Source organism: Kineococcus rubinsiae, assembly GCF_011839805.1.
GTDB classification, from domain to species: Bacteria; Actinomycetota; Actinomycetes; order Actinomycetales; family Kineococcaceae; genus Kineococcus; species Kineococcus rubinsiae.
This window is the reverse complement of the sequence record NZ_VWPY01000080.1, coordinates 1-13,227: the sequence shown is the minus strand read 5'-3', so window position 1 is coordinate 13,227 and position 13,227 is coordinate 1. Positions and strand designations below refer to the sequence as shown.

The 13,227-nt window shown below is 77.4% G+C and carries 11 protein-coding genes and 1 pseudogene; 3 read left to right on the top strand and 9 right to left on the bottom strand.

The window, feature by feature from the left end:
- A partial coding sequence (locus F1544_RS21875) for a lytic transglycosylase (RefSeq protein WP_167588313.1) occupies nucleotides 1-1,005 on the top strand: 1,005 nt, incomplete at its 5' end.
- Nucleotides 1,006-1,057: 52 nt separating this feature from the next.
- Here the strand turns inward: F1544_RS21875 and F1544_RS21870 are convergent.
- Nucleotides 1,058-2,581 carry a glucose-6-phosphate dehydrogenase gene (locus F1544_RS21870; protein ID WP_167588312.1) on the bottom strand — a complete coding sequence of 508 codons (1,524 nt, stop codon included), beginning with the start codon at nucleotides 2,579-2,581 and terminating at the stop codon, nucleotides 1,058-1,060.
- Between the two features lie 164 nt (nucleotides 2,582-2,745).
- On the opposite strand from F1544_RS21870, the gene pknB reads away from it, so the two are divergent.
- The gene (gene pknB, locus F1544_RS21865; RefSeq protein WP_167588311.1) at nucleotides 2,746-4,677 is read left to right on the top strand and encodes a Stk1 family PASTA domain-containing Ser/Thr kinase; all 1,932 of its coding nucleotides are present in this window, start codon (nucleotides 2,746-2,748) and stop codon (nucleotides 4,675-4,677) included.
- Between the two features lie 81 nt (nucleotides 4,678-4,758).
- Here the strand turns inward: pknB and F1544_RS21860 are convergent, their stop codons facing one another.
- From F1544_RS21860 to F1544_RS21850, 3 genes are all read right to left on the bottom strand, one after another.
- Entirely contained in the window at nucleotides 4,759-6,168 is a 1,410-nt protein-coding gene (locus tag F1544_RS21860; protein WP_308470260.1) for a class II 3-deoxy-7-phosphoheptulonate synthase, read from the bottom strand.
- Nucleotides 6,169-6,303: 135 nt separating this feature from the next.
- Entirely contained in the window at nucleotides 6,304-7,335 is a 1,032-nt protein-coding gene (locus F1544_RS21855) for a 6-phosphofructokinase (RefSeq protein ID WP_167588310.1), read from the bottom strand.
- A 186-nt stretch (nucleotides 7,336-7,521) separates the two neighbouring features.
- A complete protein-coding gene (locus F1544_RS21850) occupies nucleotides 7,522-8,313 on the bottom strand; it encodes a lysophospholipid acyltransferase family protein (RefSeq protein WP_308470259.1) in 792 nt (263 codons plus the stop codon).
- 136 nt (nucleotides 8,314-8,449) lie between these two features.
- On the opposite strand from F1544_RS21850, the gene F1544_RS21845 reads away from it, so the two are divergent.
- Entirely contained in the window at nucleotides 8,450-8,992 is a 543-nt protein-coding gene (locus F1544_RS21845; protein ID WP_167588309.1) for a hypothetical protein, read from the top strand.
- Between the two features lie 24 nt (nucleotides 8,993-9,016).
- Here F1544_RS21845 and F1544_RS21840 read toward each other — a convergent pair whose 3' ends face one another.
- The 5 genes and pseudogenes from F1544_RS21840 to F1544_RS21820 form a co-directional block, all read right to left on the bottom strand.
- Nucleotides 9,017-9,664, bottom strand: coding sequence for a dihydrofolate reductase family protein (locus F1544_RS21840; RefSeq protein ID WP_167588308.1), 648 nt, complete (start codon nucleotides 9,662-9,664; stop codon nucleotides 9,017-9,019).
- Nucleotides 9,665-9,745: 81 nt separating this feature from the next.
- Nucleotides 9,746-10,513, bottom strand: a complete 768-nt coding sequence (locus F1544_RS21835; RefSeq protein ID WP_167588307.1) for an endonuclease/exonuclease/phosphatase family protein — start codon at nucleotides 10,511-10,513, stop codon at nucleotides 9,746-9,748.
- 4 nt (nucleotides 10,514-10,517) lie between these two features.
- Nucleotides 10,518-11,591, bottom strand: coding sequence for an ROK family glucokinase (locus F1544_RS21830; protein ID WP_167588306.1), 1,074 nt, complete (start codon nucleotides 11,589-11,591; stop codon nucleotides 10,518-10,520).
- Nucleotides 11,592-11,693: 102 nt separating this feature from the next.
- Nucleotides 11,694-12,677 (bottom strand): ROK family protein, encoded by a 984-nt coding sequence (locus F1544_RS21825; RefSeq protein ID WP_167588305.1) that lies wholly within the window; start codon nucleotides 12,675-12,677, stop codon nucleotides 11,694-11,696.
- A 126-nt stretch (nucleotides 12,678-12,803) separates the two neighbouring features.
- Nucleotides 12,804-13,227 (bottom strand): annotated as a pseudogene (locus F1544_RS21820) (hypothetical protein); the annotation flags it as partial.

The window sequence follows — 13,227 nt, the reverse complement described above, 5'->3', positions numbered from 1 at the left end:
GCGGGCGACCTCGTCGTCACGGTGGCCCGCGGGGACACCGTGGGGGCGCTCGCCGCCCGCCACGGCTCGACCGTCGCGGCCGTCGTCGCGGCCAACGGCCTCGACGCGGGCGCCCGCATCGTCGAGGGCCGACAGCTGCGGATCCCCGCCGCGGGCGCCTCAGCCGCCGACGCAGCCCCGGCGGCGCGCACCGGCGCCTACACGGTGCGCAGCGGCGACACGCTCGGCTCGATCGCCGCGGCGACCGGGACGACCGTCCGGGCGCTGCGGGAGGCCAACGGCCTCGACGCGCGCGGCTTCATCCGCGACGGCCAGGTCCTGACCCTCGGCGGCGCCCCCGCGCCGGCGCAGGAGGCCGAGGAGGCCCCGGCCCCCACCGGCGGCTACACCGTGCGCCGGGGCGACACCCTCTCGGGCATCGCCGCCGCGCAGGGCACCACGGTCGCGGCGCTGCGCGCGGCCAACGACCTCGGGGCGGACGGCTTCCTGCGCGAGGGCCAGCGGCTCTCCCTGGGCGCCGGGGCGGCAGCCGCCCCCTCCGCACCGCCCGTGAAGGCGGGTTCGGTCGTCGAGGCCGCGGCCGCCAACCGCGCCCGACTCGCGGACGCGGACCTGCCGAGCAAGGCGCGCATGCAGGAGATCGTCCGGTCCACGGCCGTGCGCCTCGGCGTCGACCCCTCGCTCGCGCTGGCCATCGCCTTCCAGGAGTCCGGCTTCCGGATGCGCGTGGTCTCCGACGCCAACGCGATCGGCGCCATGCAGGTCCTGCCGGGCTCCGGGGAGTGGGCCGAGGACCTGCTGGGCGAGGACATCGACCTCTTCGACCCCGAGGACAACGCCAAGGCGGGCGTCGCGATCCTGCGGACCCTGGTCGCGAACAACGCCCCCGACGTCGCCATCGCGTCCTACTACCAGGGCAACGCCTCGGTGCGGGCCCGCGGGATGTACGACGACACCCGGCGCTACGTCGCCAACGTCCAGACGCTGCAAGCGCGCTTCCGCTGAGCGGGCGCGCCGGTCCGGAGCCCGCCGGGCCGGCGCGTCCGTCCGGGAGTCGTCACACGGCCGGGAAGTCGTCCGTCGCCTCGGGGCCCTCGCTGCCGGCCGCGTAGGTCTCCAGCGGCACCTCGTCGGCCCGCCAGGCCGCGATCACCGGGGCGAGGATGCGCCAGCAGTCCTCGGCGGTGTCCCCGCGCACCGACAGCAGCGGGTCGCCGTCCAGGACGCCGGCCAGCACCTCGCCGTAGGCGGGCAGCTGGGAGTCGCCCAGGTCCGCGGTGATCGTCGCCGCGTCGAGGTCGAACGGGTCGCCGGGGGCGTTGACGTTCAGGTCGAGGCTCACGGTGTCCGGCTTGAAGCCGAGGCGCAGCCGCGTCGGCACCGGCTCCCCGCGCAGCCCGGTCAGCAGGTGCGGGACCGGCTTGTAGGTGATGACCGCCTCCTTGCGCGCCCGCCCCAGCGCCTTGCCGGAGCGCAGGCGGAACGGCACGCCCGCCCAGCGCCAGGTGTCGACGTGCAGCACGACCTCGGCCAGGGTCTCGGTCCGGCGCGCGGGGTCGACGCCGTCCTCGGAGGCGTAGTCGGGCAGGTCGCGCTCCCCGATCCGGCCCGCGGTGTAGCGGGCCCGCCGGCTCGCCTGCGCCGGCGGCCCGGCCAGCCGCGTCGCCCGCAGCAGCTGCGCCTTGCGGTCGCGGAACTCCCGCTCGTCGAGCGAGGCCGGGGCGTCCATGGCCAGCACCGCGAGCACCTGCAGCAGGTGGCTCTGGATCATGTCGACGAGGGCGCCGGCGTGGTCGTAGTAGCCGGCCCGGCCCTCCAGCGCGAGGTCCTCGTCGTAGAAGACGTCGACGCGCTCGACGTGACCGGCGTTCCAGGTCGGCTCGAAGATCCGGTTGGCGAAGCGCACGCCGAGGGTCCCCAGCACCGTCGAGGTGCCCAGGAAGTGGTCGACGCGGTGCACGTGCTCCTCCGGCACGAGCTGCGCGACGACCTCGTTGAGCCGGTGCGCGGACGCCTCGTCGGAGCCGAAGGGCTTCTCCATCACCAAACGGGTGCTCGCGGGCAGCGGCCGCCCGACCAGGGCGGCGCAGGCCTTCGCCGTGACCGCCGGGGGCAGGGCGAAGTACACGGCCACCGGTGCGGTGCACGAGCCCATCAGCGCCAGCAGGGCGTCGGGGTCGGTGACGTCGACCTGCGCGTAGCGGCTGCCGTCCCGCACGGCGCGCGCGGCCTCCCCCTCCTCGCCCTCCTCGACGCCGGCGAAGGCCGTGGTGACGACCTCGCGCCAGCGGTCGTCGTCCCAGTCCTCGGACCCGGCACCGACGAGCCGCAGCGAGGAGCCGTGGCCGTGCGCGGGGTCCTCCGCGCGCCCGGAGACCAGCAACCGGGCCAGGCCCGGCATCAGCAGCCGCGAGGCGAGGTCCCCGCTGGCGCCGAGCACCAGGAGGGTCGCGACCGGGTCCCCGCCGCCGCGGCCGTCCTGCCGGGCACCCGCGGCGCCGTGGCCACCGCCTGCTCCCGGGGCGTCGCCGCCCGCGCTCTCGCTGCCGCCGGTGGCCGGGTGGTCGTCGTGGTCGCTCACGGGATCACCCTCCCGCCGATCAGCGCCCGGGGCCAGCGCCCCGGCGCCTCCGCGCGGCGTGGTGGGCGGCGCCCGCGGGCCCGTGCTCCCGGTCGCGGCCGCCGGCGGAGGCGCCCGGCGCGGGGCGGCGGCACGGACGCGCGGTCCACCTAGACTCGCTCTCCGTGGACGCCACCCTCTCCGACCCCCTCGTCGGGCGCCGCATCGACGGGCGCTACCGCGTGCTCGCGCGGATCGGCCGGGGTGGCATGGGCGTGGTCTACCGCGCGGAGGACGAGCGCCTGGAGCGCGAGGTGGCCGTCAAGGTCCTGCGCGCCGACCTCGCCCACGACCTCGAGGCCCGGCAGCGGTTCGTGCGCGAGGCCAAGTCCGCCGCGCGCCTGGCCCACCCCGGCGTCGTCAGCGTCCTGGACCAGGGCACCGACGGCGAGACCGCCTACCTCGTCATGGAGCTCGTCGGGGGCCGCACGCTGCGCGACGTCGTCCACGAGCGTGGGCTGCTCACCCCCGGTGAGGCGCTCGACGTGGCCGAGGCCGTGCTCGACGCGCTGGCCGAGGCCCACCGCAAGGGCGTCCTGCACCGCGACGTGAAGCCCGCCAACGTCCTCGTCGCCGACGACGGCCGCGTGAAGGTCGCCGACTTCGGCCTCGCCCGGTCGGCGGCCGCGACGCGGGGCAGCACGGGCGGCAACGGCGCCGAGCTGATGGGCACCGCCGAGTACCTGGCGCCGGAGCGGGTGGCCCGCGGGGTCGCCGACGCCCGCAGCGACCTCTACGGCGTGGGCGTGCTGCTCTTCGAGATGCTCACGGGCCAGCCGCCGTTCTCCGGGGACAGCCCCGTGCGCCTCGCCTACCGCCACGTCTACGACGACGCCCCGTCGCCGTCCTCGCTCGTGCCGGGCCTGCCGCCGGCCCTGGACGCGATCGTGCTGAAGGCGCTCGCCAAGGACCCCGACGACCGCCCGGCCGACGCCGTCGAGATGCTCGCCGACCTGCGCGCCCTGCACGCCGACCTCACCCCCGCGCAGCTGTCCGCGCGCGGGGCGCTGCCGGCCGGCTCCGGCGACCCCTCCGGCGCCACGGTCAAGCTCGACCTCGCGGCCGTCGCCGCAGCCGGTCCCGCCGCGGCGGACGCCGCCCCCGCCGACGGCGCGGCGCCGGTGTCACGCGCCCGCGAGGAGGACGTCGGCTACGGCCCCGGCGGCCGCCGGCGGCGGCGCAGCGTCATCGCCATGGTCGTCACGCTCGTCGTGCTGGCCGTCGCGGCCGGGGTGGTCTGGTTCTTCCTCGCCGGCCCGGGCGCTTTCACCACGACCCCGCAGGTCGCGGGCTCGACGCCGACGCAGGCGCGCACCACGCTCGCCCGCGCGGGCTTCGCCGTGGACGAGCGCCAGGAGTTCAGCGACACCGTCCCCGCGGGCACCGTCGTCGGCACCGACCCCGCCGCCGGCCGCGACGTCCGCAAGGAGGGGACGATCACCGTCCTCGTCAGCAAGGGCGTGGAGCAGTTCGCCGTCCCCGCCGTCGCGGGCACCACCCGCTCGGCGGCGGAGAAGGCCGTCACCGACGCCGGCCTCGTCGTCGGCGACGTCGCCGAAGCCTTCGACGAGCAGGTCCCGGAGGGCTCCGTGGTCGCCAGCACGCCGGCGGCGGGGGTCCTCGCGGACCACGACAGCCGGGTCGACCTCGTCGTCTCCCAGGGCCGCGAGCCGATCGGCGTGCCCCGCGTCGTCGGCAGCAGCGTCGGCGACGCCCGGGCGGCGATCACCGGCGCCGGCCTGGTCGCGGGCGAGCCGAGGACCGAGACGAGCGAGACGGTGCCCGCGGGCGACGTCATCGCCCAGTCGCCGTCGACCGGTTCGCTGTTCCGCGGCGACACGGTCCAGCTCACCGTCTCCAGCGGTCCGCCGCTCGTGGCGATCCCCAAGGTCCAGGGGCAGCAGCTCGGCGCGGCCCGCGCGACGCTGGAGCGGCTGGGGTTCGAGGTCGCCGTGCAGAACGTCCTGGGCGGGCTCTTCGGCACCGTCCGCGACTGCTCCCCCGCCGCCGGGAGCTCGGCCCCCAAGGGCTCGACCGTCACGCTCACCGTGGTCTGAGGGTCCCTCTGCCCTAGGGCATGGCACGCGAGGAGGGCCCCCGACCGGCGACGGTCGGGGGCCCTCCTGGTGCGGTGCGGCTCAGCGGTGGGGGCTGAGCATCTCGGCCGCGAGGAACGCGAGCTCGAGGGACTGCTGGTGGTTCAGGCGCGGGTCGCACAGCGACTCGTAGCGGGTGCCCAGGGCGGCGTCGTCGATCTCCATCGCCCCGCCCAGGCACTCGGTGACGTCGTCGCCCGTGAGCTCGACGTGCAGGCCGCCGGGCACCGTGCCGAGCGCGTGGTGGACCTCGAAGAACCCGCGGGCCTCGTCCACGACGTCGTCGAAGCGGCGCGTCTTGTAGCCGCTCGTCGACGTGATGGTGTTGCCGTGCATGGGGTCGCACACCCAGACGGGCTGGTGGCCGGCGCGGCGCACCCCGTCGACGAGGGCGGGCAGCGCCTCGCGCACCTTCCCCGCCCCCATGCGGGTGATGAAGGTCAGGCGGCCCGGCTCGCGGTACGGGTCGACCTTCTCGATCAGGGCCAGCGCGTCGTCGACCGTGGTGGTCGGGCCGAGCTTGATGCCGATCGGGTTGCGGATCTTCGACGCGAAGTCGACGTGCGCGCCGTCGAGCTGGCGGGTGCGCTCCCCGATCCAGACCATGTGCGCGGACACGTCGTAGGGGCCGCCCTGGCGGACGTCGTCGCCCGGGGCCGGCCCGGCGAGCGGCGGCTCCTCGTCCAGCGTGCGGGTCAGCGGGCGCTCGTAGTCCAGCAGCAGCGCCTCGTGGCTCGAGTAGAACTGCACGGTCTTCAGGGCGTCGAAGTCCGACCCGCACGCGGCCATGAACTTCATGGCCTTGTCGATGTCGTGGGCCAGCGCCTCGTAGCGGGCGTTCGCCGCGGTCGCCGCGAAGCCGCGGTTCCACTCGTGCACCTTGCGCAGGTCGGCGTAGCCGCCGTTGGTGAAGGCGCGGATGAGGTTCAGCGTCGCCGACGCCGTGTGGTAGGCGCGCAGCAGGCGCTGCGGGTCCGGCCGGCGGCCCTCGGGGGTGAAGGCGTAGTCGTTGACCGCGTCCCCCCGGTAGGCGGGCAGCGTGACGCCGTCGCGGGTCTCGTCGTTGCTGCTGCGCGGCTTGGAGAACTGCCCCGCCATCCGCCCGACCTTGATCACCGGCAGGCTCGCGCCGTAGGTGAGGACGGCGGACATCTGCAGCATCGTCTTCAGCCGGCGGCGGATCCCGTCCGCGGTGGCGCCCGCGAAGGTCTCCGCGCAGTCGCCGCCCTGGAGCAGGAACGCCTCACCGCGCGCAGCCTCGGCCAGGCGGTGGCGCAGCTGGTCGGCCTCGCCCGCGAACACCAGGGGCGGGTAGGAGGCCAGCTCGGCGTGCACCTCGGCCAGGGCGGCCACGTCGGGCCACTGCGGCTGCTGGGCGGCGGGCAGGTCGGGCCACAGGCTGCTGCTGGGCCCGGCGGCTGCGGACACGGTCCTCGTCGTGGAGCTGCTCACACGCCGAAGTCTCCCACCACTTCCGGGTGCGTGGGGCCGCCCGGCGGCCGGGGCGCGTCGCGCACCCCGGCCGGCCCAGCGGCGGGCACGAGCGGTGAGAGACCGTCACCACCGGCGGCGCTCAGCCGCCGGACGTCACCAGGACAGGCCCGCCGACTCCGCGACGCGGTGCTCGGGCACGGTCCGCAGGACCTTGGTGGCGTCGGCCAGCGGGACCTGCACGACGTCGGTGCCCCGCAGCGACGCCATCGTCCCGAGCTCGCCCTCGGCGAGCGCCGTGATCGCCGACAGCCCGAAGCGGGTCGCCAGCACGCGGTCGGCCGCCGACGGGCTGCCGCCGCGCACGAGGTGGCCGAGCACCGTGAGGCGGGTGGACAGGCCCGGCACCCGCTGCTGCAGCTCGCGGTCCAGCTGCTCCCCCGCGCCGCCGAGCTGCACGTGCCCGAACGCGTCGGTGGGCGCGTCCTTGACGGCGTGGTCGCCGAGGACGGGGGCGCCCTCCGACAGGACGATGAGCGGGGCGTCGCCGCGCGCGAGGACGGTGCGGACCGTCTCGGCGACGGCGTCGAGGTCGACGGGCTCCTCGGGCAGCAGCGTGACGTGGGCGCCCGCGGCCATCCCGGTGTGCAGGGCGATCCACCCCGCGTGGCGGCCCATGACCTCCACGAGCATGGCGCGGTGGTGCGAGGCGCCGGTGCTGGCGAGCTTGTCGCAGGCGTCGACGGCCGTCTGCACCGCGGTGTCGAAGCCGAAGGTGGCGTCGGTCGCGGACAGGTCGTTGTCGATCGTCTTGGGCGCACCGACCACGGGCACGCCCGCCTCGTGCAGCGCCGTGGCGACCCCGAGGGTGTCCTCGCCGCCGATGGCGAGCAGCGCGTCCACGCCGAGCCGCTCGAGCGAGGCGCGGACCGCGGCGACGCCCGCCTCGACGCCGTCCTTCATCGGGTTGGTGCGGCTGGAGCCGAGCACCGTGCCCCCGACCGCGAGCAGCGGGCGGACCCGGGCCTCGTCGAGCGGGACGACGTCGCCCTCCAGGACCCCCCGCCAGCCGTCCAGGAACCCCACGAACTCGAAGCCGTGCCGCTGCGTCCCCGCGAGCACCGCCGCCCGGATGACCGCGTTCAGACCGGGGCAGTCCCCGCCACCGGTCAAGATCCCGACACGCACGTGCGTCCCCTCACTGGCGGCCACCTCGCCGCCCGACGTCTGCAGTCCCGTGCCCGCGGTCAGCGGCCCGCCGCGGCACCCGTCCGCCGTCCCCGCAGTGGGACGCCGTGGCGGCGACTCTGCCACCGCCCCGCCCGCCCGGGGAACCCGACACCCCCGGCGCGCCCCGCGGGCCGCGCCGGCGCCTCAGTCGGTCGGCGGAGCGGGCGGCGGTGAGGCCGGGGCGGCGCGGCCGCCGGGCCCGCCGCCCGCGGGGTCCTCGGGCGCCGGGACGCCGGTGCCGCGGGCCAGCGCCTGCCGCCCCGCGACCCGGGAGGCGTAGGCGTCGACGTACTCCTGCCCCGACAGGGCCTGGATGGCCGCGACGACCTCGTCGGTCACGGACCGCAGGACGAAGGGGTCGCCCGCGCGGCCGGCGTAGCGGGAGAAGTCCAGCGGCTCGCCGATGACCACGCCCACCCGGCGCACGCGCGGCAGCAGACGGCCGCGCGGGAAGACGGCCTCGGTGCCGATCATGGCCACGGGCAGCACGCTCGCGCCGGACTCCAGCGCGATGCGCGCCACCCCGGTGCGCCCGCGGTAGAGGCGCCCGTCCGGCGAGCGCGTGCCCTCGGGGTAGATGCCGAACACCTCCCCGTCGCGCAGGACGCCCACCGCCGCGTCGATGGCCGCCCGCGAGGCACGCCCGCCGGAGCGGTCGACCGGCAGCATGCCGATGCCGCGGAAGAAGACCCCGCTGAGGCGCCCGCGCAGGCCGGGGCCGGTGAACAGGTCGGCCTTGGCCACGAAGGTGATGCGCCGGCGCAGCACGACGGGCAGGAAGATCGGGTCCGTCAGCGACAGGTGGTTGCTCGCGAGGATCACCGGCCCCGACGCCGGGACCCGGTCCAGGCCGCGCACCCAGGGCCGGTAGACGGCCTTGAGCACCGGCTCGGCGAGCAGGAGCTTGATCAGCCAGTAGAGCACGGAGCGCGACACCCTCTCCGTCGTCGGTGGCGTGGTCCCCGGCCCTCGCCGGGGGGTCCCCGGACCCTAGGGCACCCGCCCGGGCGCCGCGGCCCGGAGGTGCGCGGTCCTCCCTCGACCAGGCGGTTCCGCCGTGCCACGATGAGGCGTGCCCTCGAACCCGGACGACGGATCCGGCCCCCTCGACGTCGACGCGGCCTTCGCCGAGATCGTCGCCCACTGGGGGGATCCCGACGCGGGCGGGACGCCGGGGGCTCCCGAGGGCCGGACCGACGCTCCGGCCCCCGCGCCGCGGCCCGGCACCCCCGCCGGGACCGACGCCACGCCGCTGCCCGACGCCGCGCGCACCGTGCGCCCCGCGCGTCCGCTGCCGCCCGCGCCCCGCGAGGACGTCCCCGCCGTGCCGCCGCGGCGCGACGACGTCGACGAGGACATGGCGCTCGCGGGGCTCGACGACCGCTTCGTTCCGCCGGAGCCGCAGCCGCTGCCCCGCGACCTCGTCGGCTGGGCCGCGTGGATCGCCGTCATCGGCGCCCCGCTGTTCCTGCTGGTGGTCGCCCTGGTGTGGCGCGACGTCCCGGCGCTGGTCACGGCCGCGACGGCCGTCGTGTTCGTCGCCGGCTTCGCGACGCTCGTGGTGCGCCTGCCCAGCTCCCGCGACGACGACTCCGACGACGGCGCCGTCGTCTGACGCTCCGGTCGGCGTCCCGTTCGGTCAGGGCGCGGGGTCGACCGCGGTGGTGCCGTCCGGCCCGGTCATGTCGCCCGTCGCGGGCACGCCGTCGGCGAGGGCGTAGCGCAGGTGCACGGTGCCCCGCGGCCCGGCCACCGGCGGCGCGAGGAGCGTGACGTTGGCGGGCACGGCCCCGCCGTCGAAGAGCTTCTTGCCCACGCCCAGGACGATCGGGTGCAGCCACAGGTCGAGCCGGTCGAACAGCCGCTCCCGCAGCAGCGTCTGCACCAGGTCCAGGCTGCCGACGACGCTGACGTGCTCGTGGCGGTCGCGGACCTCGCGCACCGCGCGGGGCAGGTCGGGGCCCAGCTGGCTGGAGCCCGCCCAGGACAGGTCGGGCGTGCCGCGGGAGGCCACGTACTTGGGCACGCGGTTGAACACCGCGGCGAAGGCGTCGTCCGGGCCCGTCTGGCGGGGCCAGTAGGCGGCGAAGATGTCGTAGGTGCGCCGGCCGAGCAGCAGGGCGTCCGTGCCCTCGTAGGCGGCGAGGACCTGCGCGCCGGACACCTCGTCCACCAGCGGCGCCTGCCAGCCGCCGAACGGGAAGCCCTCCGGGTCCTCCCGGGGGCCGCCGGGCGCCTGCCCGACGAGGTCGAGGGTGGCGAACACCTCGAGGTGGACGAGTCCCATGGCTGCTCCCGGTGAGGTCGGCGTCGGTCACCGGCAGACCAGCGGGCGGCGGCGAACTCATCGGCGGCCGCCGCCCCGGGATCAGGAGCCGTCGTCCGCGGGCACCAGCAGGTCGGCCACGACGGCCAGGTGGTCGGTGGCCGCGGCCGCGTCGCCCGGGGCCAGCTCGGGCGTCGTGACCGCGGTGACGCTGAGCCGCGGGTCGAGCAGCAGCAGGTCGATGCGGTGGCGGGGCGCGCGGGCGGGGAAGGTCGCGAACTCCGCCCCGACGGTCTCCGCGGCGTCCACGAGGACCGTGCTGAGGCGCCGCCGCGCCGCCCCCTCGGGGCCCTCGTTGAGGTCGCCGGCCAGGACGACGGGCACGTGCTGCCACGGCGCGCACGGCCCGGGCAGCGGCGCCGACGGGGTCAGCGCCGCGGCGTGCCGCTCCCGCTCCCCCTCCTCCAGGCCCAGGTGCACGCTGCGCACCAGGACGTCGCGGGACCACCCGGTGCCGAGCGGGACGCGCACGACGGCGTCGGCGCAGCCGCGGCGGCGCACGGGGCGCCGGTTGCGCACGCGCGGCGTCGGCAGCGCGCGGACCTGCCCGGCGCGGACGTCGACGCGCGAGGCCGCGAGCACGGCCGTGCCCGCCCCCGGTGTCCCGGACGCCGCGACCCAGAGGCCTGCGTCGGCGGCCAGGTCGCCCAGGCGGTGCCCGGCGAAGGGGTGCGTCGGGACCTCCTGGAGGCACACGACGTCGGCCGCGAGCGCCACGAGGACCCGGCGCAGGGCCGCGCCGTCGTCCTTCAGCTCGCGGACGTTGAGCGTCGCGACGCGCAGCCGCGCCGCGGGTCGGCCGGAGACCACGCCCTCAGCCCCAGCCGCGCGAGAGGTCGGCCGCACCCACGAGCCCCGCGGCCGGGCCCAGCTGCGCGCGCACGATCCGCAGCTCGGGCCGGAAGCCGCGGCCGGTCAGCGTGCGCCGGTAGGCCTCGCGCGCCGGGCCGAGCAGCAGCTCGTCGGCGTCGGAGACCCCGCCGCCGATGACGACGGTGCCCGGGTCCAGGGCCGCGGCCAGGTTCGCGATGCCGATGCCGAGCCAGCGCCCGACCTCCTCGAACAGCTCGATGGCCGCCGGGTCGCCCGCGCGGGCCGCCTCGGTGACCAGCGGCCCCGTGATGGCCTCGGGGTCGCCCTGCGCGAGCTCGAGCAGGGCGTGCGCGACGGGCGACTGCGCCCGCGCCATCTCCCGCGCCTCGCGCACCAGGGCGTTGCCGGAGGCGTACTGCTCCCAGCAGCCCCGGTTCCCGCACTCGCACCGGTGACCACCGGGCACGACGATCATGTGGCCGAACTCGCCCGCGAGGCCGTAGCGGCCGCGCTGCACCCGCCCGGAGTTCACGATGGCCCCGCCGATGCCGGTGCCCATCGTCACGCACACCAGCCGGGCCTCGCCGCGGCCCGCGCCGAAGCGGTACTCGCCCCAGGCCGCCGCGTTCGCGTCGTTCTCGACCACGGTGCGGCGCCCGACGCGGCGGCCGAGCCGGGCGCGGACCCGCCGCTCGACGGCCTCGCGCAGCGGCTCGTTGCGCCACGCCAGGTGCGGCGCGAAGAGCACCGTCGCGCGCTCGGCGTCGACGAAGCCCGCCGCGCCGATGCCCACCGAGACGATCTCGTGCTGGCTGGCGAGCTCCTCAACGACCTCGGCGATGGTGTCCTCGACCGCCTGCGGGCTCTTGGTGGGCGTGTCCCGGCGCAGCTGCGCGACGACGCGGCCGTCGCCGTCCACGACCCCGGCCGCGACCTTCGTCCCCCCGATGTCGACCCCGACCGCCGGGCCGTCCCCGATCAGCGCGCGGCGGGTCTGCTGCCGCAGCCGCTGCTGCAGGGCCGCACGCCGGGGGTCCGGGGCGCGGCGCGGCCGGGTCGTGCGGGGAGCTGCCATGGCGGGGTCCTCGGAGTCGCGGGGAGGGGCGATCGGGCGGTGGAGCCGGGCGGCGGTGCGGTCCGGGCGGGCGGCGACGCCCGCTCCGGCGGTGGGGTCAGGTCAGGCGGTGCGGGCGAGGTCCGCGACGCCGATCGTCCCCGCGTCGTTGCCGCGGCGGGCGGCGCGCAGGGGCGGCGGCTTGCGGTGCGTGCGCCCGGCCAGGTTGGCGGCCAGGCTGACGCGCGCCGGGGCCAGCAGCATCTCCCCGGCCGAGGACACGCCGCCGCCGATGACGACGACCTCGGGGTCGAGGACGGCGCAGAACGTCGCCACGGCCTCGCCCAGCCAGCGGCCCAGCTCCGACAGCAGCCCGGCGCAGCCGGCGTCGCCCGCCGCGGCGAGGCGGGTGATCATCGGGCCGTCGACGGCGTCGAGGCTCCCGCCCGCGGCCGCCGAGAGCCCCGCCCCGAGCGGGTCGCCCGAGCGGAGCAGGTCGCGGCCCTGGCGCACCAGGGCGTTGCCCGAGACGTACTGCTCCCAGCAGCCGCGGTTGCCGCAGCCGCAGACGCGGCCGTCCGGGACGGCGCGGGCGTGCCCGACCTCGGCCGCGGCGCCGGCCGCCCCGCGCAGCAGCTGCCCGCCCGCGATGATCCCGCCGCCCAGGCCCGTGCCCAGCGTCAGCATGAGGACGTCGTCGACCGCGACGCCGTGCTCGTCGAGGCCGCCGCCGAAGCGGAACTCGCCCCAGGCCGCCGCGTTGGCGTCGTTCTCGACGACGACCGTGCGGTGCAGCCGGTCCTCCAGGCGCGCCCGCAGGGGCTCGTCGCGCCACGCGAGGTTGGGGGCGAAGACCACGGTCGAGCGGGCCGCGTCGACGAAGCCGGCCGCGGCGACCCCGACGGGGCCGAAGGTGTGGGTGGTGGCGAGCTCGGCGACCGCGTCGGCCACGGCGTCGGCGATGGCCGCGGGCTCGGTGGCCGGGGTCTCGCGCCGCGTGCTGGCGAGGATCTCCCCGCGGTGGTCGACGACCCCCGCGGCGATCTTCGTCCCGCCGATGTCGACGCCGACGGCGTTCTGGGCGGGTTCGTCGGTGTGCTGGGCCATGCGAGCTGGGAACCCCCTGGAACGGACCTGCGGCGGACGGTCGACCGGGACGGGTCAGGAACCAGGACCGGGTCACCTGGGACCCGCTGCGTCGGAGCCCCGCAGCGCAGGTTACCGGGCGCCCGCTCAGCCGAGGATCGCGCCCGCGGCGGTCATCGCCAGCAGCAGCAGGCCCGTGAGGCCGACCCCTCCGAGCGCGGCGACCAGGACCTTCGTCCGGGGGCTGCGCAGCCCGCGGACGCCCGGAGCCGGCTGCGCACCGGACAGCTCGGCCAGCATGGCGTCGACGACCGCGTCGTCCAGCTCCGGTGGTTCGCCTGCACCGGTGGTCCCGGGGGCAGCGGGGGCGGGAGGTCCGGCGGGCTCGTCGGTGGCGAGCTCGTCGAGCGGGGGCTCGTCGACCGCGGGCTCGTCGGCGGGTGCGGCCGGGGCCGTCCGCAGCGACGCGTGGCAGAGGGAGCACCACTCCTCGCGGGGGCCGACGCGGCTCGCGCACGAGGGGCAGCGCTCGACGGGGGCCGCCGTGGGCGGGCCGGCGTGGGCGCCGACG